Below are 18,036 nucleotides of genomic sequence, written 5' to 3' on the forward strand. Positions count from 1 at the left end.
GCCGGCCACCCGGAGGTGGCCGGCCCGTCGGACCGGTGGCCGGGCTGGACGCCCGGCGGTCGGCTCAGTTGCCGGTGAGCTTCTCGCGGAGCGCGGCCAGGGCCTCGTCCGACGCGAGCGTGCCGGTCGCCTCCTGGGCCGGGGCCGAGGAGTACGAGGAGGACGAGCTCGAGGAGGAGGAGGACGACGACGACGAGCCGGCGTCGCCGCCACCCGCCGCGGCCTCCGCGTCGGCCTGGACGGCGTCCAGGACCTGCTTGCGGTGCGCCTCCCAGCGCTCGTGGGCCTGGGCGTACTGCGCCTCCCAGGTCTCGCGCTGGGACTCGTAGCCCTCGAGCCACTCGTTGGTGGTCGGGTCGAAGCCCTCGGGGTACTTGTAGTTCCCCTCCTCGTCGTACTCGGCCGCCATGCCGTACAGCGCGGGGTCGAAGTCCTCGGAGGTCGGGTCGAAGCCCTCGTTCGCCTGCTTGAGCGACAGCGAGATGCGGCGGCGCTCCAGGTCGATGTCGATGACCTTGACGAACACGTCGTCGCCGACCTGGACGACCTGCTCCGGGATCTCGACGTGGCGCACGGCCAGCTCCGAGATGTGCACCAGGCCCTCGATGCCGTCCTCGACGCGCACGAACGCACCGAACGGGACGAGCTTGGTGACCTTGCCGGGGACGACCTGGCCGATGGCGTGCGTCCGGGCGAAGGCCTGCCACGGGTCCTCCTGCGTCGCCTTCAGCGACAGGGAGACACGCTCGCGGTCGAAGTCGACGTCGAGGACCTCGACGGTGACCTCCTGGCCGACCTCGACGACCTCGGACGGGTGGTCGATGTGCTTCCAGGACAGCTCGGAGACGTGCACGAGGCCGTCCACGCCGCCCAGGTCGACGAACGCACCGAAGTTGACGATCGAGGACACGACACCGGGGCGCACCTGGCCCTTCTGCAGGGTCTGCAGGAAGGTGGAGCGGACCTCGGACTGCGTCTGCTCGAGCCACGCGCGGCGCGACAGGACCACGTTGTTGCGGTTCTTGTCGAGCTCGATGATCTTCGCCTCGATCTCCTTGCCGACGTACGGCTGGAGGTCGCGGACACGACGCATCTCCACGAGGGAGGCCGGGAGGAAGCCACGGAGGCCGATGTCGAGGATGAGGCCACCCTTGACCACCTCGATGACGGTGCCGGTGACGACGCCGTCCTCCTCCTTGATCTTCTCGATCGTGCCCCAGGCGCGCTCGTACTGGGCGCGCTTCTTGGACAGGATCAGACGACCCTCCTTGTCCTCCTTCTGGAGGACGAGGGCCTCGACCTCGTCACCGACCTTGACGACCTCGCCCGGGTCCACGTCGTGCTTGATGGACAGCTCGCGGGACGGGATGACGCCCTCGGTCTTGTAACCGATGTCGAGCAGGACCTCGTCGCGGTCGACCTTGACGATGGTGCCCTCGACGATGTCGCCGTCGTTGAAGTACTTGATCGTGGCGTCGACGGCGGCGAGGAAGTCCTCGGCCGAGCCGATGTCGTTGACCGCGACCTGCGGGGTGCCGGGCTTGGCGGGGGTGGAGATGCTCATGTAGGGATGGGCTCCGATGCGGACATGAAGTAGTGGGAACGGGTTCGGCGGGGCGTCAGACGGCACGCCACACCGGCGAACACCTTACCGGTCCCGACGACAGCGGGTCAAAGCCGCCCGGGGCCGCCGTGCCGGCTCCCGGGCGGCTCGGCCGCGGCGGCTCAGGCCAGGGCCCGGACCACCTGCAGCAGCTCGTTCGGGACCCGCTTGACCTTGCCGGCGATCTCCTGCAGCGGCACCAGCACGACCTCGTCGCCGCGCAGCGCCGTCATCACGTCCGTCTCGCCGCGGCTGATCGCGTCGATCGCCGCCACGCCGAACCGGCTCCCGAGGATCCGGTCCGCGGGGACCGGGCTGCCGCCGCGCTGGACGTGGCCGAGGACGGTGACGCGGGTGTCGAACCCGGTGCGCTGCTCGATCTCCGCCTTGACCCGCGCGGTGATGGCGCCGGCGACGATCTCGCCGAACTGGCCGACCGGCGCCTCGTAGGACATCGAGGTGCCCTCGGCGGGCACGGCGCCCTCGGCGACGACCACGATCGAGAAGTTCGCGTGCGCGCGGTGCCGGTGCTTGAGGAACTTGATGACCTTGTCGATGTCGAACGGCTCCTCGGGGGCCAGCACGACCTCGGCGCCGCCGGCGATGCCCGCGGTCACCGCGATCCAGCCGGCGCTGCGGCCCATGACCTCGACGATCATCACGCGGTTGTGCGACTCCGCCGTGGTGTGCACCCGGTCGATCGCCTCGGTCGCGATCTCCACCGCGGTGTCGAAGCCGATCGACCGGTCCGTGCCCCACACGTCGTTGTCGATCGTCTTGGGGATCGCGACGATCTTCACGCCCGCCTCGGCGACCTTCGACGCCGCGTGCAGCGTGCCGTCGCCGCCGATGCAGATCAGCGCCTCGATCCGCTCGGCCTCGAGGGTGGCGAGCACCGCGTCCAGGCCGCCGTCGGCCGCGTGCGGGTGGAACCGCGCGGTGCCGAGCAGGGTGCCGCCGACGGGGAGCACGTTGCGGATGTGGTTGCGGCTGAGCGGCACGATGTCGCCGTCGACGACGCCGCGCCACCCGTTGCGGAAGCCGATGATCGAGTGCCCGTACTCCCCTTCCCCGCGCTTGACGACGGCGCGGATGGCCGCGTTCAGACCGGGGACGTCGCCCCCGCCGGTGAGCAGTCCGACACGCACGCTGGAGTCTCCTTCGGAAGGTGGGTGGGCCGCGGCGCCCTCGCGCGGCCCGACCAGGCTATCCGGGCCCGACGTGCGCACCTGTGAGCCGGAGGTCCCGGGCGATTCGCCGGGCTACCGTCGTGCGGGTGACCGACAGCACCGACGACAGCACCGACCGACTCGCCGCGGCCGGCTACCTCGACGTCCCCGCCGCCGCGACCGAGGGCGCCGGGAGGCGCTGGTGGGACGCCAACGCGGGCGACTACCTCGACGAGCACGGCGCGTTCCTCGGCGACGACGACTTCCTCTGGTGCCCGGAGGGCCTCCGCGAGTCCGAGGCGGGGCTGCTGGGCGACGTCGCGGGACGGCGGGTGCTCGAGGTCGGGGCCGGGGCCGCGCAGTGCTCGCGGTGGCTGGCCGCGCGCGGCGCGCAGGCGGTCGCGACCGACGTGTCGGGCGGCATGCTCGCCGCCGCACGGGAGCTCGACCGGCGGCTGGCCCGGGACCCGGCGCGCGAGGCGGGCCCGGTGGCCGGGCGCGCGGCGACGGTGCCGCTGGTGCAGGCCGACGCCCGGGCGCTGCCGTTCCCGGACGCGTCGTTCGACGTGGTGTTCACCGCGTACGGCGCGATCCCGTTCGTGCCGGACGCCGGGCGGGTGCACGCCGAGGCGGCGCGGGTGCTGCGGCCGGGCGGGCGCTGGGTGTGCTCGGTGACGCACCCGGTGCGCTGGGCGTTCCCCGACGACCCCGGCGAGCGCGGGCTCACCGCCGACCGGTCCTACTTCGACCGGCGGCCGTACGTGGAGCGGGACGAGCGCGGGCGGGTGCTCTACGCGGAATACCACCGGACGATCGGCGACCACGTGGCGGACGTGGTGGGCGCCGGGCTGGTGCTGGACGGGATCGTCGAGCCGTCCTGGCCGGAGGACAACGACCGGACCTGGGGCGGCTGGAGCCCGCTGCGGGGCCGGCACCTGCCGGGGACGGCGATCTTCGTGGCGCACCGCCCGGCGTAGCGGCTCCAGGTCCGCCGAGGTCGGCGGTTCCGGCCACCGGCCGGGGTGCGGAACCGACGACCTCGGGCGGAACCGACGACCTCGCGGACCTCAGTGCCCCGCGGCGTGCCAGCTCTCGCCGACGCCGACCGACACGTCCAGCGGCACCGACAGGTCGTACGCCGACCCCATCTGCGCGCGCACCAGCGCCTCGACCTGCTCCCGCTCCCCCGGGGCGACCTCGAGCACGAGCTCGTCGTGCACCTGGAGCAGCAGCCGGCTGCCGAGCCCCTGGGCGTCGAGCTCGCGCTGCACGCCGAGCATCGCCAGCTTGATGATGTCGGCGGCCGAGCCCTGGATCGGGGCGTTGAGCGCCATCCGCTCCGCGGCCTCGCGGCGGACCCGGTTGTCGCTCGTGAGGTCGGGCAGGTACCGCCGGCGGCCGAGGATGGTCGCGGTGTACCCGGTCGCCCGGGCCTCGTCCGCCACGCCGGTGAGGTAGTCGCGCACGCCGCCGAACCGGTGGAAGTAGTCCTGCATGAGCGCCGCGGCCTCGGAGACCTCGATCTTCAGCTGCTGCGACAGGCCGTACGAGGACAGCCCGTACGCGAGGCCGTAGGACATCGCCTTGATCTTGGACCGCTGCGCGCTGGTGACCTCGTCCGTCGGCACGCCGAACACGCGCGAGCCGACGTAGGAGTGCAGGTCCTCCCCCGCGGTGAACGCCTCGATGAGGCCCTCGTCGCCGGACAGGTGCGCCATGATCCGCATCTCGATCTGCGAGTAGTCGGCGGTCAGCAGGGTCTCGTAGCCCTGGCCGACCACGAACGCCCGGCGGATCTGGCGGCCGGCCTCGGTGCGGATCGGGATGTTCTGCAGGTTCGGGTCGGTGGACGACAGCCGCCCCGTCGCCGCGATCGTCTGCTGGAACGTCGTGTGGATGCGGCCGTCGGGCGCCACCGAGCGGAGCAGGCCCTCGACGGTCTGGCGCAGTCGGATGGCGTCGCGGTGCGCGAGCAGGTGCTCGAGGAACGGGTGGCCGGTGCGGGCGAACAGGTCGGCCAGCGCGTTCGCGTCGGTGGTGTAGCCGGTCTTGGTGCGCTTGGTCTTCGGCATGTCGAGCTGGTCGAACAGCACCTCCTGGAGCTGCTTCGGCGAGCCGAGGTTCACCTCCCGCCCGATCGCGTCGTACGCCTCGCCGGCCGCGCGCTGCACCGCGGTGTCGTACTCCTTCTCCAGCGCGGACAGGTAGCCGGCGTCGGCGGCGATGCCGACGTGCTCCATGCGCTCGAGCACGCCCTCCAGCGGCAGCTCGACGTCGCGGAGCAGGTGGTCCGCGCCGCGGTCCACGAGCTGGCCGCCGAGCACGTCGACCAGGTCGAGCACCGCGGCCGCCCGGACGGCGCCGCGGGTGCCCTCCGAGGAGCCCTCCAGGTCGAGGTCGAGCGCGCCCTGGCCCGCCTCGTCCGCCACCGCGCCGAGCTCGCGGCGCAGGTAGCCGATCGCGAGGTCGGACAGGTCGTAGCCGCGACGGTCGGGCTGGAGCAGGTACGCGCCGAGCTCGGTGTCGAACTCGACGCCCGCGAGGGTCAGCCCGCGCCCGGCCAACGCGTGCCACGCCTCCTTGGCCGCGTGCAGCGCCTTGGGCTGGGCGGGGTCGGCGAGCCAGGCGGCCAGCGCCGCCTCGTCGGCCGGGGCGATCTGCGCGAGGTCGTAGGCCACGGCCTCGCCGCCGACGACGAGCGCGACCCCCCAGGCGTCGCCGCCCGCCGGGGACGCCGAGCCCTGCACGTCCACCGCGGTGCGCGCACCGGCGTGCCGCTCGAGCCACGCGGCCAGGCCGCCGTCGACCGGCGTCACGACGACCGGGCCCTCCGCCGGGCCGGCCACGTCGCCCGCGCCGTCGTCCTCGCCCGGGAGCATGGCGAACAACCGGTCGCGCAGGGTGCGGAACTCGAGCTCGTCGAGGATGGTGTGCAGCGCCTCGCGGTCCCACGGGCGGGCGACGAGGTCCTCCGGGCCGAGCGGCAGCTCCAGGTCGTCCAGCAGCCGGTTGAGCTGGCGGTTGAGCAGCACCTGGTCGAGGTTCGCACGCAGCGACTCCCCCGCCTTGCCGGTGATCCTGTCGACGTTCGCCACGATGCCCTGCAGGCCGTCGTAGGTGGCGATCCACTTGGCGGCCGTCTTGGGGCCGACGCCGGGGACGCCCGGGAGGTTGTCCGACGACTCGCCGACCAGCGCGGCGATGTCGGGGTACCGGGCGGGCGGGACGGCGTACTTGGCCTCGACCGCCTCCGGGGTCATCCGCGCGAGCTCGGAGACGCCCTTGACCGGGTACAGCACCGTGACCCGCTCGTTCACGAGCTGGAGGGAGTCGCGGTCGCCGGAGCAGATGAGCACGTCCATGCCCTCGGCCGCGCCCTGGCGGGCGAGCGTCGCGAGGATGTCGTCGGCCTCGAAGCCCGGCTTGTCGAGCGTCGGGATGTGCATGGTCGCGAGGACCTGCTTGATGACGTCGACCTGGCCGCGGAACGGCTCGGGCGACGCGGAGCGGTTGGCCTTGTACTCCTCGTACTGCTCGGTGCGGAACGTGGTCCGCCCGGCGTCGAACGCGACCGCCACGTGGGTCGGCGCCTCGTCCCGCAGCAGGTTCGCGAGCATCGACACGAACCCGAACACCGCGTTGGTGGGCTGGCCGGTGGAGGTGGCGAACTTGTCGACCGGGAGGGCGAAGAACGCCCGGTAGGCCATCGAGTGGCCGTCGACAAGGAGGAGTCGCGTCGCGTCAGTCACGGGTGCCAACCTATCGGGCATGGCTGACACCGACCTGCCGCCCGCCGCGGCCCCCGCCGACGCGCCCCTCGGCTCCCACGTCCCGCCCGGCACGCTCATGGAGCGCATGGGCATCGAGATCCAGGAGGTCTCGGCCGAGCGCGCGGTCGGCACCATGCCGGTCGCCGGGAACGTGCAGCCGTACGGCCTCCTGCACGGCGGCGCCTCCGCGGTGCTCGCGGAGACGCTCGGCTCCTACGCCGCGAACGCGCACGCGGGCCCGGACCGGCGCGCGGTCGGGATCGAGCTGAGCTGCACGCACCACCGGTCGGCGACCGAGGGCGTGGTGACGGGGACCGCGACCGCGGTCCACCTGGGCGGCCGGGTCGCGACCTACGACGTGGTGGTCTCGGACCCGCGCGGCCGGCGGGTCTGCTCCGCCCGGCTGACCTGCATGCTGATCGACGCCCGGCCCGCCTGAGCGGCCTCGGTCACCGTCGCGGCGCGTCCGGCGCGGGGCGCGCCGCCGGCGCGCGATCAGGTCGTCCAGGCCCGCGCGGGCGGGCCGGCGGCCGGGCTGCGGGGCGTCCGCGGAGAGCTTGCGCTGCAGCACCTCGGTGCTGACCACGCGGTGCGCCGCCGCCGGGGCGAACCCGAGCCGCGCGAGGAACCGGTGCATGCCGCGGGCGCCGGGCAGCGGCACCGCGAGGACGTCCGTCGCGCCGACGCGGCGCGCCTCCTCGACCACGCCGCCGAGCAGCGCGTGCCCCACGCCGCGGCGGCCGGGCGCCCTCGGCCACGTAGACCGCCTCGATCGACACCGTCACCTCGTCGGTGAACAGGCTCGGCCCGACGATCCGGGCGAGCACCAGGCCGCACAGCTCGTCGTCGAGCGTCCCGACCAGGCCGACGGCGCCGGGCTCGGCCACGAGCGCGCCGATCTGGTGCCGCAGGCGGTCGGCGTCGTCGGTGCACAGCTGCGCGCCGACGAGCGACTCGGAGCGGGCCGCGAGGCTGAGGGAGACGAGGACGTCCAGGTCCTCGGGGCGAGCGGGTCGGACGGCGACGGGCGAGCGCACGGTACGACGACCTCCTGGACTACTCGGACGGCGCAGCGACTTCGGCGTCACCACGATCCTGCTGCGCCCCCCGCGGCATCGCCCGATCATGGCGCACGACCGGGGCCCCTGCCTAGTCGCGGGAGCGCTCCCGTCCGGGCGCCGCGCGCGGAGACGCAGGTCACCGCGCGGCACCGTGGCGCGTCTCACTCCACCGGGTGAACGCTGCTCCGTCCGGGCGGTGCGCCCGGGCGCACCTCCGCGGACCCCTCCCGGACGAATCGGACACACCGCACGGCGCGCCGACGTGACGTACGTCTCAAACGTGCCTGTAATCGCCCCGAAACGCAGCATCCCTACTGTCACGCCAACCCACTCGCGGCCTCCTGACCCTCCGCGAGCCCGCTGCCGACAGGTCGACGCCGTCGACCACGACCGGACGGAGGACCAGGTGCGCCGAGTCGCGACCAGGGACCGTTCCACCGCCGGGGCGCCCGCCGCCCTCGGCGTGCTCCTCCTCGCAGTTCTCTTCCTCCTCGCCGTGCCGGGCACCGCCCGCGCGGCGACGGCCGGGTGCGTCGCCGACGCCGCGACCGGCTGCATCAACGGCACCATCCGCACGGCGGACCAGCAACCCGCGGTCGGCGTCGTCCTCGACGTCGAGGGTCCGGGCGGGACCACGCAGGCCACCACGGACGCCGAGGGCCGCTGGACCGCCGCCGTCACCGAGGCCGGGTCGTACACCGTCACCCTCGACGAGGCCACGCTGCCCGCCGGCGAGACCCTCCGGGACCCGGCGCAGAACCCGCGCACCGTCACCGTCGCGCTCGGGTCGTCCGCCGGGGCGCTGTTCCCGCTGGGCGCGCCCGCGGGCGACAGCGGCGGCAGCGGCTCCGACGAAGACCCCGACGCCGCGCCCGACCCGGAGAGCACCGCGCCCGCGGACGACGCCGGCGAGGTCGGCGCACCGGTGGGCAGCTCGGAGACCGGGTCGTTCTCCTGGGGCCGGCTGGCGCAGCAGGCCAGCAGCGGCCTCGTGTTCGGCGTGCTGCTCGCCCTCGCCTCGGTCGGCCTGTCGCTGATCTACGGCACCACGGGCCTGTCGAACTTCGCGCACGGCGAGCAGGTGACGCTCGGCGCGATCGTCGCCTACCTCGCGGTGCAGTCGTTCGGGCTGCCGCTGCTCGTCGCGGGGGTGGTCGCCGTGCTGGTCGGCGCCGCGTCCGGCTGGCTCCAGGACGCCGGGATCTGGCACCCGCTGCGCAAGCGCCGGGTGGGCACGACCCAGCAGATGATCGTCACGATCGGCCTGTCGATGGCGCTGCAGTACACGTACCAGTTCTTCTTCGGCGGCGGCGCGCTGCGCATCGTCACCACCACGCCGACGATGGTCACGCTCGGCTCCGTGCGGATCAGCGCCACCTCGCTGTGGTCGCTGCTCATCGCCGCCGTCGTGCTGGCGGGCGTCGCGTACTTCCTGCTCGGCACCCGGGTCGGCCGCGCCACCCGCGCGGTCTCGGACAACCCGGCGCTGGCCGCGGCCTCCGGCATCACGGTCGACCGGATCGTCCGGCTGGTCTGGGTGCTCGGCGCGGCGCTGGCGGCGCTGGGCGGCGTGCTGATGGGTCTCTACCTGAACGCGACCTCCTGGAACATGGGCGGCGCCCTGCTGCTCCTGATGTTCGCGGCGGTCACGCTCGGCGGCCTCGGGCAGGCGTTCGGCGCGCTGGCCGGGTCGATCGTCATCGGCCTCGTCGTCGAGATGTCGAACCTCGTCATCCCGAGCGACATGCGCTACGCCGGCGCCCTGCTCATCCTCATCCTCGTCCTGCTGCTGCGCCCCCAGGGCATCCTCGGCCGCGCCGAGCGGATCGGTTAAGGAGCCGACATGGACTGGTCCCGCATCCTCGTCAACGTCGCGGGCGAGATCTTCGCCCCGACGACCGCCGCCTACGCGCTCGCCGCCATCGGCCTCAACGTGCACTTCGGCCTCACGGGCCTGCTGAACTTCGGCCAGGCCGGGTTCATGCTGCTCGGCGCCTACGGCTTCGCGATCTCCACCATCGCCGGCTGGCCCCTGTGGGCCGCCGTGCTCGTCGCGATCGCCTGCGCCGCCGTGTTCGGCCTCCTGCTCGGCATCCCGACCCTCAAGCTCCGCGGCGACTACCTGGCGATCGTGACGATCGCCGCCGCGGAGATCGTCCGGCTCGTCGGCCGGTCGACCGCGCTCACCGAGCTGACCGGCGCCTCGTCGGGCCTGCGCGGCAACTCCTACAAGGACTCGTTCCAGGACGCCTCGCCGTTCCCCGACGGGACGTTCGCCCTCGGGCCGTTCGAGTACGCGATGAACGCCTCGAACTCCTGGTGGGTGCGCATCGTCGGGTGGGCCGTCGTCGCCCTCGCCTGCCTGCTCGTCTGGCTGCTGATCCGCAGCCCGTGGGGCCGGGTGCTCAAGGGCATCCGGGAGGACGAGGACGCCGTGCGCTCGCTCGGCAAGAACGTCTACTCCTACAAGATGCAGGCCCTGGTGCTCGGCGGCGTGATCGGCGCCGTCGCGGGCATCATCTACGTCCTGCCACGCGCCGTGCAGCCCGACTCGATGGGACGCCCGATGACCTTCTTCATCTGGACGATCCTGCTGCTCGGCGGGGCCGCGACGGTGTTCGGGCCCGTCCTCGGGTCGATCATCTTCTGGGTGTCGCTCATGCTCATCAAGTCGGTCATGCGCGCCGGGGTGCCGGAGTCGATCATGCGCACCGAGCAGATCGAGCAGTTCGGCTGGATCATCGTCGGCGTCACGCTGATGCTCCTGGTGATCTTCCGGCCACAAGGCATCCTCGGCGACAAGAAGGAGCTGGCGATCGATGTCCGCTGACCTCCCCCGGGGCCACGTCCCCGCCGCCACGCCGCACGCCACCACCGCGTCCGGCCGGGACCGCGTCACCGCCGACCTGGCGCACGTCGCACACACCCCCGGCGTGCCCAAGCCCGACGCGATCGTCGTCGCCGACCAGGTCACCCGGCACTTCGGCGGCATGACCGCCGTCGACGTCGGGCACTTCGAGGTGCAGCGCGGCGCGATCACCGCGCTCATCGGGCCGAACGGCGCCGGCAAGACGACGCTGTTCAACCTGCTCACCGGGTTCGACAAGCCCTCGACCGGCACCTGGTCCTTCGAGGGCCGGTCCCTGTCCGGGGTCTCGGCGGCGCGCGTCGCCCGGTCCGGCATGGTGCGCACCTTCCAGCTCACCAAGGCGCTGTCGCGCATGACGGTGATCGAGAACATGAAGCTGGGTGCCACGAAGCAGTCCGGCGAGAATCTGTTCACCGCCCTGGTCCCGCCGCTGTGGAAGGCGCGGGAGCAGGAGATCACCGAGCAGGCCGAGGAGCTGCTGGTCCGGTTCAAGCTCGACGCCAAGCGCGACGACTACGCCGGCTCGCTGTCCGGCGGCCAGCGCAAGCTCCTGGAGATGGCGCGCGCGCTGATGTCGAAGCCCACGATGGTCATGCTCGACGAGCCGATGGCCGGCGTGAACCCCGCGCTCACCCAGTCGCTGCTCGGGCACATCCAGGCCCTGCGTGAGGAGGGCACCACGGTGCTGTTCGTCGAGCACGACATGCACATGGTCCGGCACATCTCGGACTGGGTGGTCGTGATGGCCGAGGGCAGGATCGTCGCCGAGGGCCCGCCCGAGGACGTCATGGCCGACCAGGCCGTCATCGACGCCTACCTCGGCGCGCACCACGACACCGACCTGGGCGACGACGCGCTGCTGGACGACGGCAGCATCGAGCAGCTCCAGGCCGAGGAGCAGGCGAACCAGGCGGCGGCCGCGGCCGCCCCGACGACCGAGGAGGGCTCGCGATGAGCACCGCCGTGCAGGGGTCCGACCCCTCGACCGTCCACCGCGGCGCCCCCGCCGGGGAGCCGCTGCTCGCGGCGACCGACCTGGTGGCGGGCTACGTGCCGGGCGTCAACATCCTCAACGACTGCAACCTGGTCGTGCACCCCGGCGAGCTCGTCGGCATCATCGGCCCGAACGGCGCCGGGAAGTCGACGCTGCTCAAGGCGCTGTTCGGGCTCGTGACCATCCGGTCCGGCTCGGTCGTGCTGAAGGGCGAGGAGATCACCAACCACCGAGCCGACTCGCTGGTCCGGCGCGGCGTCGGGTTCGTGCCGCAGACCAACAACGTGTTCCCGTCGCTGTCCATCCAGGAGAACCTGGAGATGGGGCTGTTCCAGGCGCCGAAGCGGTTCACCGAGCGGTTCGACTTCATCGTCGACCTGTTCCCGGTGCTGGGCGAGCGGCGCAAGCAGCGCGCCGGGTCGCTGTCCGGCGGCGAGCGGCAGATGGTCGCCATGGCCCGCGCGCTGATGATGGACCCGTCGGTGCTGCTGCTCGACGAGCCGTCCGCCGGCCTGTCCCCGGTGCGCCAGGACGAGACGTTCCTGCGCACCCGGAAGATCAACAAGGCCGGGGTGTCGGTGGTCATCGTCGAGCAGAACGCCCGACGCTGCCTGCAGATCTGCGACCGGGCGTACGTGCTGGACCAGGGGTCGAACGCGTACTCGGGCCCGGGACGCGAGCTGATGCACGACCCGAAGGTGATCGAGCTGTACCTCGGCACGCTGGCGACGGACGTCGAGGCGGCAGCGGCGGACCGCCCGCCGACCGCACCCCCGGCGCCGCCGGCCGGCTGACGGACGGCTCCCGGGCGACCCCGGGACCGCGAGGGGGTAGTCGACGCGTCGAGCGAGCAGTCGCCGGCTACCCCCTCGACGTGTCGACTGCTCGCTGGGCGCAGAGCGGCGGCGCTTGCCTGGCACCGGGCACGGCGGCGAACCGTGAGCACGAGCTCGGCGGTTCCGCGAGCTCGCCGGTTGCGCACCGACCTTCGGCGCGAACCGCCGGACTCGCAGTCGAGGTCAGGCGTGCACGTGCTCGTGCGGGTGCGTGTGGCCGTCGTGCTCGTGCGCGTGGTCGTCGTGCTCGTGCGTGTGGTCGTCGTGGTCGTGCTCGTGCGGGTGGTCGTGCTCGCCCTCGCCGTCGAACGGCGGCATGCCCAGGCGCGCGCGGACCTCCGGGCGGCGCAGCGGCGGGACCGTCGCCGGCGGCCGCCGCCGCTCGGGCAGCTCGTCGAGCAGCCGCGTCACGATGGCGGCGATCTCGCCGACCGCGCGGTCGAGCGGCTCGGCCGTCGCGGCGCTCACCGACTGCACGCCGGTGACCTTGCGGACGAACTGACGGGCCGCGGCCACGATCTCCTCGTCGGTCGCGGCGGGCTCGAGGCCCCGCAGCGTGGTGATGTTCCGGCACATGCCGCCCACGGTAGGTCGGGCCCGGCCTCCCGGGAAGACCTCGGCGAGACCGGGCCCCGCCTCAGCCGGCCGACGGGTGCACGACCTGCTGCACGGCCCACCGGTTGCCGTCGGGGTCGGCGAAGAACAGGAACCGCCCCCACGGGAAGTCCTGCACCTCCCCCACCTCGAGCCCGCGGCCGGTGAGCTCCTCGCGCGCGGCGTCGATGTCCGCGACGACGAGCTGCAACCCCTCGACGGAGCCGGGCGGCATCGTCGTCAGCCCGGTCCCGATCGCGATGGACGCCCCCGAGCCGGGCGGCGTCAGCTGCACGAACCGGATGCCGCCGCCGACCTCGTGGTCGTGGTCGAGCACGAACCCGGCGCGCTGCGTGTAGAAGTCCTTGGCCCGGTCCACGTCGGAGACGGGCACCTGCACGAGCTCCAGTCGGTAGTCCATGCCCCGGACGCTACGCCCGGCCACCGACACCGCCCTCGCCCGCCGGGGACGACCGAGGGCCCGGGACGCCGCACGCGTCCCGGGCCCTCGTCGCCCGGAGGCTCAGGCGTCCGTCGTCACTCGCCGACGGAGCCCTCGACCGCCTTCACCCAGACGTTCTTGTTGTCGGCGCCGTACTTGTACACGCCGATGAACGCGGAGGCCGGGTCGTTGTCCTCGTTGAACGGACCGATGCCGGCCTGGCCGACGTACTGGATGTCCTCGCCGGCGTCGAGCAGCTCGACGCAGTCCGCGTACGAGGTGCACTCCTCGCCGCCGTCGGCGCCCGACACCGCAGCCATGTTGGCCTGGATGGTGGGGCCGTCGGTGCCGCCGCCCTTGACCGCCGCGAGGGCCGCCAGGATGGTCGCGTCGTACGACTCGGGGCCGTAGGCGTAGTCCGTCAGCGCGGGGTCGACCTCCTTCAGGCGGGCCTGGAAGTCGTCGCTCGGGAACGCGCCGGGGATGGTGCCCTGCGCGCCCTCGAGGGTGCCCGGGTCGAAGTCCGCGGAGTAGTCGGCCGTGTTGCCGTCGACCATGTAGATCGTGGCCGGGTCGACGCCCGCGGCGACGAGCTCGGGGATGATCTGCTTGGTCTGCTCGAACGCCAGGACCACGACGGCGTCGGGGCTGGTCGCCATGAGCGCGGTCACGTCGGTCGCGAAGCTGCTCGCGGCCGGGTCGAACTCCTCGCCCTCGTTGCCGTAGACGACCGTGGCGCCCGCGTCCTCGACCGTGGTCTTGACGACGTTGCGCAGCGAGGTGCCGTAGTCGTCGTTGAACACCAGGATGCCGATGTTGGCGTGGCCGTCACCGGTGATGAGGTTGCCGAGCGCGGCGCCCTGGACGGTGTCCGGCGGGGCGGTGCGGAAGTAGAAGTCGGAGTAGCCCGACAGGGACGTCGCGGTGTTCGCCGGGGAGATCTGCACGATCTCGGCACCCGTGATGTCGTCGACGACGTTGAGCGTGACCGACGAGGACGCCGCACCGACGATGACCTGGACGTCCTGCGAGATGAGGTCGGTGACCGACTGCGTGGCGACCTCGGCGTGGTCGGCGTCGGACGAGTCCGCGTGGATGACCTCGACGTCCGAGCCGAGGACGCCGCCCGCCTCGTTGATCTCCTGGACCGCCAGGTCGACGCCCGCGATCTCCGGCGGGCCGAGGTACGCCAGCGTGCCGGTCTGGGGCAGCAGGGTGCCGATGATCAGCGGGCCGGCGTCGCCGTCCGCCGTCTCGTCGCCGCCCGACCCGCCGTCGTCGCCGCCGGCGCACGCGGTCAGCACGAGCGCGACGGCGCCGGCGAGAGCCGCCGCCTGGACGGCATGTGTCGTACGAATCATGCGTGGTACTCCTGTCGGTGAGTACTGCCTGCCGGGAGCCCCGGCCGGATGCCGGGGTGGTGCCACCGGCGGTGTGTGGCCGTGAAGGTATGCGCCCCATGTGTCCGCCGCGTGTCGTGCATGTCACACCGGATGACCGGTGCCGATTCGTGACCTTCCCGCGGGAAGACGCGGATCGTGGCACGACACGCCGCCAGACTGTGGCGTGGATCACATCGTGGACACGACAGGGTGCTCCGACAGCACGAGGCCCGGCCCACCGTGCGGTGGACCGGGCCTCGGGGAGACTCAGGACGCGGGGATCAGGAGCCGCCGCCGACCTGGTCGATGACCGCGTCCGCGACCTCGCGCATGGTGAGGCGGCGGTCCATGGAGGTCTTCTGGATCCACCGGAACGACTCCGGCTCCGTCAGGCCCATCTTGGTCATGAGCAGGCCCTTGGCGCGGTCGACGCGCTTGCGGGTCTCGAACCGCTCGGCGAGGTCGGCGACCTCGGACTCGAGCGCGGTGATCTGCGCGTAGCGGGAGATCGCGATCTCGACCGCCGGCAGCAGGTCGGCCGGGCTGAACGGCTTGACGACGTAGGCCATCGCGCCGGCGTCGCGTGCGCGCTCGACCAGCTCGGTCTGCGAGAACGCGGTGAGCAGCACGACCGGCGCGAGGTGCGCCTTCGCGATGCGCTCGGCCGCGGAGATGCCGTCGAGCACCGGCATCTTGACGTCCATGACGACGACGTCGGGCTTGAGCTCGGTCGCGAGGGCCACGGCCTGCTCGCCGTCACCCGCCTCGCCCACGACGTCGAAGCCCGCCTCGCGGAGCGTCTCGACGACGTCCATCCGGATCAGGGCCTCGTCCTCCGCGACGACCGCACGGCGGGCCGGCTTGGCGGCCGCCTCGGGCGCCTGCTCGGCCGCGCGGGCCTGCGGGATGTCGAGGTCGAGAGTGGGGTCGGCGGCGTTCTCGTCGCCGCTCGGCGTCGCGTCCTGGGTGCTCACGAGGAGAGATTCTAGGACCTCGCGCGGTTCCGGCGCGTCCCCGGGCCTGTGAACCTGCGCACGCCGACCGGTCGGTAGCGAATGCGGCCCGGGTCAGCGGCCGTCGCGCACCCGCGCGACCCAGTCGGTCAGCAGCGCCGCGAGGACCTCGGGGCGCTCGTGCGGCAGGGCGTGGCCCGCCCCGTCGACGACCGCCAGGGTGGCGCGGGGGTACCGCTCCAGGAGGTCGACCGCGCCGGCGTACCCGACGACGGAGTCCCGGCGACCGGCGACGACGAGGACCGGCCCCTCGTAGCGGGCTCCCGGCGCGTCCAGCCCCGTGATCTCCCAGCGCTCCCCGATCCGCGCGTTCGCCGGGCCGTCCGCGAGCGCCGCGCCCGGCTCGACGAACCGCCGGTACCGGTCGAGCATCGCCGGGGTCTGGACGACGAAGTACCCGCGGAACTCCGCGTCGCCCAGGTGGTCGTCGCGGACGACGGGTTCGTGCGCCGGGACGTCGTGCCCGCCGGCGACCAGCGGGCAGACCAGCGCCAGCCCGGCGACGAGGTCGGGGCGCCGCGCCGCGACCCCCCGGGCGTCGTGGGCGCCCGCCGAGTGCCCGGCCAGCAGCACCGGCTCGCCGCCCGCGATCTCCGCGACGAACCCGACCAGCACGTCCACGACGTCGTCCTCGGAGCGCAGCGCGGACGGCGCGGGTGTGCGGCCGTGCCCGGGGACGTCCGGGTACACCCGGCGCAGCCCGCCGGCGGCCGCGAGCGCCGGGTCGAGGCAGGCCTCGGGCTCCCGGTGGTCCACCCCGGCCCCGTGCAGCACGACGACCGTGCGGCCGGCGCCGTGCGCGACGTGGTGCACGGGGACGCCGTGCGTCGTGAGCTCCATGCGCGCCACCCCCGGTCAGCGGAGGACGACGGCGCCGTCCTCCCCGTGCCCGTACAGGATGCCGCCCTGGGTCCACACGCTGTCGACCCCCGGCGGCAGCGGCGTGGTCCACGCCGGCCGGCCGGAGCCGAGGGCGTAGGCGGCGAGCACCGGGTCCCCGGACCGGGCGTCCCGTTCGACGCGGAGCAGGTGGACGCCGTCCGTCATCAGGCGGTAGTCGTCGAGGACGCCGCCCTGGGTGCTCCACCGCTCCTCACCGGACAGGGCGTCGACCGCCCACAGCCGGCCGCGGTCGCCGCTGCCGTACAGGACGCCGTCGAGGAGCAGGCGGTTGGTGGAGGCCATGCCGTCCGACGGCCGCTCCCAGAGCACCTCGCCGGAGGCCGCGTCGACCCCCCGGAGCCGGCGCTCCAGCGAGCCGTCGGCGACCTCGACCACGAGCACGTCCGGCGCGGAGCCGTCGTCCGGCGCCAGGAGCTGCACCTGCCCGTCGGTCTCCGCGGTCCCGGAGCCGTCGGCGCCCAGCAGGAGCGTGCGGCTCGAGCCCTGGAGGTCGACCAGCCGGTCGCCACGGACGACGGCGACCCCGGCGCCGCCGGCCTGCACGCTCCCGCTCCCGGCGTCGACCGCCCAGGTCGCGCTGGCCGCGACGACCAGGACGTGGCCGCCCGCGCGGGACAGCCAGCCGCTGCCGCTCCCCGGGGCGAGCGGCTCCGGCACGTCGGCGGCCCAGAGCTGCTCACCGGTGCGGACGTCGGTCGCGACCAGGCGGACGGACGCGTCACCGGGGGTCCCCACGACGAGGGCGTGCCCGACCGCGACGGCCGACGCACCGGGGTCCAGCTCGCGCTCGCTGCGGACGGCGTGGTCACCGAGGTGGACCTCGACCAGCCGGGTGGCCTCCGGCGCGCCGGAGGCGTCCCGGTAGTCGGTGAGCTCGCACCACAGGACCCGGGCCGGGTCGTCCGTGCCGCTGTCGCAGGCGAACCCACGGCTGGACAGTCCGGGGTCCGGCGGGCCGGCGACGTCGACGCTCCAGACCTGCTCGCCGTCGGCGGGGTCGATCCCGACGACGCGCACCGGGTCGGACGCCCCGCCGACCACCGTCGCGGCGACGAACCCGTCCTGCGTGGACACGCCGCCGTACATCGCCGTCGCCAGCTCCGGCGAGACCATCGGCGTCGGGTCGAGCGGCGGGGTCACCGTCGTCGCAATGACGCCAGGCGTCTCGCGCAGCCGCTCGGCCGTCGACTCGATCCGGGCGTCCGCGACGGCCTGCCACGCCACGACCGTGAGCACCCCGGCGACGGGCAGCGGCCACCACCGTCGCAGGACGGCGCGGCCGCGACGGGCGCGGCCGGGGGCCGCCGGGGCGTCCGGCGGTGCCGGCTCGCCGGCGTCGTCCAGCTGCACCTCGGCCATGCGCCCCGCCCCCATGCGCTCACCGTAGGCGGACGGACGGT

General features: G+C 73.6%; 15 protein-coding genes. 6 read left to right on the plus strand and 9 right to left on the minus strand.

Annotation, left to right across the window (positions count from 1 at the left end; translation table 11 throughout):
• Positions 1–64: 64 nt before the first annotated feature.
• Together rpsA and FKM96_RS01055 are read right to left on the minus strand one after the other, a co-directional pair.
• Positions 65–1,564 (minus strand): 30S ribosomal protein S1, encoded by a 1,500-nt coding sequence (gene rpsA / locus FKM96_RS01050; RefSeq protein WP_147793684.1) that lies wholly within the window; start codon positions 1,562–1,564, stop codon positions 65–67.
• 161 nt (positions 1,565–1,725) lie between these two features.
• Complete coding sequence (locus tag FKM96_RS01055; RefSeq protein ID WP_147793685.1) at positions 1,726–2,751, minus strand: 6-phosphofructokinase; 1,026 nt, start codon at positions 2,749–2,751, stop codon at positions 1,726–1,728.
• A 128-nt stretch (positions 2,752–2,879) separates the two neighbouring features.
• On the opposite strand from FKM96_RS01055, the gene FKM96_RS01060 reads away from it, so the two are divergent.
• Positions 2,880–3,749 carry a class I SAM-dependent methyltransferase gene (locus FKM96_RS01060; RefSeq protein ID WP_147793686.1) on the plus strand — a complete coding sequence of 290 codons (870 nt, stop codon included), beginning with the start codon at positions 2,880–2,882 and terminating at the stop codon, positions 3,747–3,749.
• Between the two features lie 90 nt (positions 3,750–3,839).
• Here FKM96_RS01060 and polA read toward each other — a convergent pair whose 3' ends face one another.
• Positions 3,840–6,542 (minus strand): DNA polymerase I, encoded by a 2,703-nt coding sequence (gene polA / locus FKM96_RS01065; RefSeq protein ID WP_147793687.1) that lies wholly within the window; start codon positions 6,540–6,542, stop codon positions 3,840–3,842.
• Here polA and FKM96_RS01070 point away from each other — a divergent pair.
• From FKM96_RS01070 to FKM96_RS01095, 5 genes are all read left to right on the plus strand, one after another.
• A complete protein-coding gene (locus FKM96_RS01070; RefSeq protein WP_147793688.1) occupies positions 6,541–6,981 on the plus strand; it encodes a PaaI family thioesterase in 441 nt (146 codons plus the stop codon). The genes polA and FKM96_RS01070 overlap by 2 nt on opposite strands.
• Positions 6,982–8,099: 1,118 nt before the next feature.
• Positions 8,100–9,437 (plus strand): branched-chain amino acid ABC transporter permease, encoded by a 1,338-nt coding sequence (locus tag FKM96_RS01080; RefSeq protein ID WP_246855122.1) that lies wholly within the window; start codon positions 8,100–8,102, stop codon positions 9,435–9,437.
• A 9-nt stretch (positions 9,438–9,446) separates the two neighbouring features.
• On the plus strand, positions 9,447–10,433 hold the full coding sequence (locus FKM96_RS01085; RefSeq protein ID WP_147793690.1) for a branched-chain amino acid ABC transporter permease: 987 nt from the start codon (positions 9,447–9,449) through the stop codon (positions 10,431–10,433).
• Positions 10,423–11,427 (plus strand): ABC transporter ATP-binding protein, encoded by a 1,005-nt coding sequence (locus tag FKM96_RS01090; protein WP_147793691.1) that lies wholly within the window; start codon positions 10,423–10,425, stop codon positions 11,425–11,427. Before FKM96_RS01085 ends, FKM96_RS01090 begins: the two co-directional genes overlap by 11 nt.
• On the plus strand, positions 11,424–12,260 hold the full coding sequence (locus FKM96_RS01095) for an ABC transporter ATP-binding protein (protein WP_147793692.1): 837 nt from the start codon (positions 11,424–11,426) through the stop codon (positions 12,258–12,260). Before FKM96_RS01090 ends, FKM96_RS01095 begins: the two co-directional genes overlap by 4 nt.
• Before the next feature lie 225 nt (positions 12,261–12,485).
• Here the strand turns inward: FKM96_RS01095 and FKM96_RS01100 are convergent, their stop codons facing one another.
• The 6 genes from FKM96_RS01100 to FKM96_RS01125 all read right to left on the minus strand — a co-directional run bounded on the left by FKM96_RS01100 (position 12,486) and on the right by FKM96_RS01125 (position 18,010).
• Positions 12,486–12,878, minus strand: coding sequence for a DUF2277 domain-containing protein (locus FKM96_RS01100; RefSeq protein ID WP_147793693.1), 393 nt, complete (start codon positions 12,876–12,878; stop codon positions 12,486–12,488).
• A gap of 61 nt (positions 12,879–12,939) precedes the next feature.
• On the minus strand, positions 12,940–13,317 hold the full coding sequence (locus FKM96_RS01105; RefSeq protein ID WP_147793694.1) for a VOC family protein: 378 nt from the start codon (positions 13,315–13,317) through the stop codon (positions 12,940–12,942).
• A 116-nt stretch (positions 13,318–13,433) separates the two neighbouring features.
• Complete coding sequence (locus FKM96_RS01110; protein WP_147793695.1) at positions 13,434–14,699, minus strand: ABC transporter substrate-binding protein; 1,266 nt, start codon at positions 14,697–14,699, stop codon at positions 13,434–13,436.
• Positions 14,700–15,001: 302 nt separating this feature from the next.
• Positions 15,002–15,628 carry an ANTAR domain-containing response regulator gene (locus tag FKM96_RS01115; RefSeq protein ID WP_246855308.1) on the minus strand — a complete coding sequence of 209 codons (627 nt, stop codon included), beginning with the start codon at positions 15,626–15,628 and terminating at the stop codon, positions 15,002–15,004.
• Between the two features lie 159 nt (positions 15,629–15,787).
• Positions 15,788–16,573 (minus strand): alpha/beta fold hydrolase, encoded by a 786-nt coding sequence (locus FKM96_RS01120; RefSeq protein WP_147793697.1) that lies wholly within the window; start codon positions 16,571–16,573, stop codon positions 15,788–15,790.
• Between the two features lie 15 nt (positions 16,574–16,588).
• Entirely contained in the window at positions 16,589–18,010 is a 1,422-nt protein-coding gene (locus FKM96_RS01125) for a PQQ-binding-like beta-propeller repeat protein (protein WP_147793698.1), read from the minus strand.
• Positions 18,011–18,036: the final 26 nt, after the last annotated feature.

This window comes from Cellulomonas sp. Y8 (genome assembly GCF_008033115.1).
In the GTDB taxonomy this organism is placed as follows: Bacteria; Actinomycetota; Actinomycetes; order Actinomycetales; family Cellulomonadaceae; genus Cellulomonas.

Coding starts and splice junctions, on each gene's coding strand:
- FKM96_RS01095 (WP_147793692.1), top strand. CDS start 11,424: ATGAGCACCGCCGTGCAGGGGTCCGACCCCTCGACCGTCCACCGCGGC.
- FKM96_RS01100 (WP_147793693.1), bottom strand. CDS start 12,878: ATGTGCCGGAACATCACCACGCTGCGGGGCCTCGAGCCCGCCGCGACC.
- FKM96_RS01085 (WP_147793690.1), top strand. CDS start 9,447: ATGGACTGGTCCCGCATCCTCGTCAACGTCGCGGGCGAGATCTTCGCC.
- FKM96_RS01125 (WP_147793698.1), bottom strand. CDS start 18,010: ATGGGGGCGGGGCGCATGGCCGAGGTGCAGCTGGACGACGCCGGCGAG.
- FKM96_RS01110 (WP_147793695.1), bottom strand. CDS start 14,699: ATGATTCGTACGACACATGCCGTCCAGGCGGCGGCTCTCGCCGGCGCC.
- polA (WP_147793687.1), bottom strand. CDS start 6,542: ATGCCCGATAGGTTGGCACCCGTGACTGACGCGACGCGACTCCTCCTT.
- rpsA (WP_147793684.1), bottom strand. CDS start 1,564: ATGAGCATCTCCACCCCCGCCAAGCCCGGCACCCCGCAGGTCGCGGTC.
- FKM96_RS01120 (WP_147793697.1), bottom strand. CDS start 16,573: ATGGAGCTCACGACGCACGGCGTCCCCGTGCACCACGTCGCGCACGGC.
- FKM96_RS01090 (WP_147793691.1), top strand. CDS start 10,423: ATGTCCGCTGACCTCCCCCGGGGCCACGTCCCCGCCGCCACGCCGCAC.
- FKM96_RS01070 (WP_147793688.1), top strand. CDS start 6,541: ATGGCTGACACCGACCTGCCGCCCGCCGCGGCCCCCGCCGACGCGCCC.
- FKM96_RS01105 (WP_147793694.1), bottom strand. CDS start 13,317: ATGGACTACCGACTGGAGCTCGTGCAGGTGCCCGTCTCCGACGTGGAC.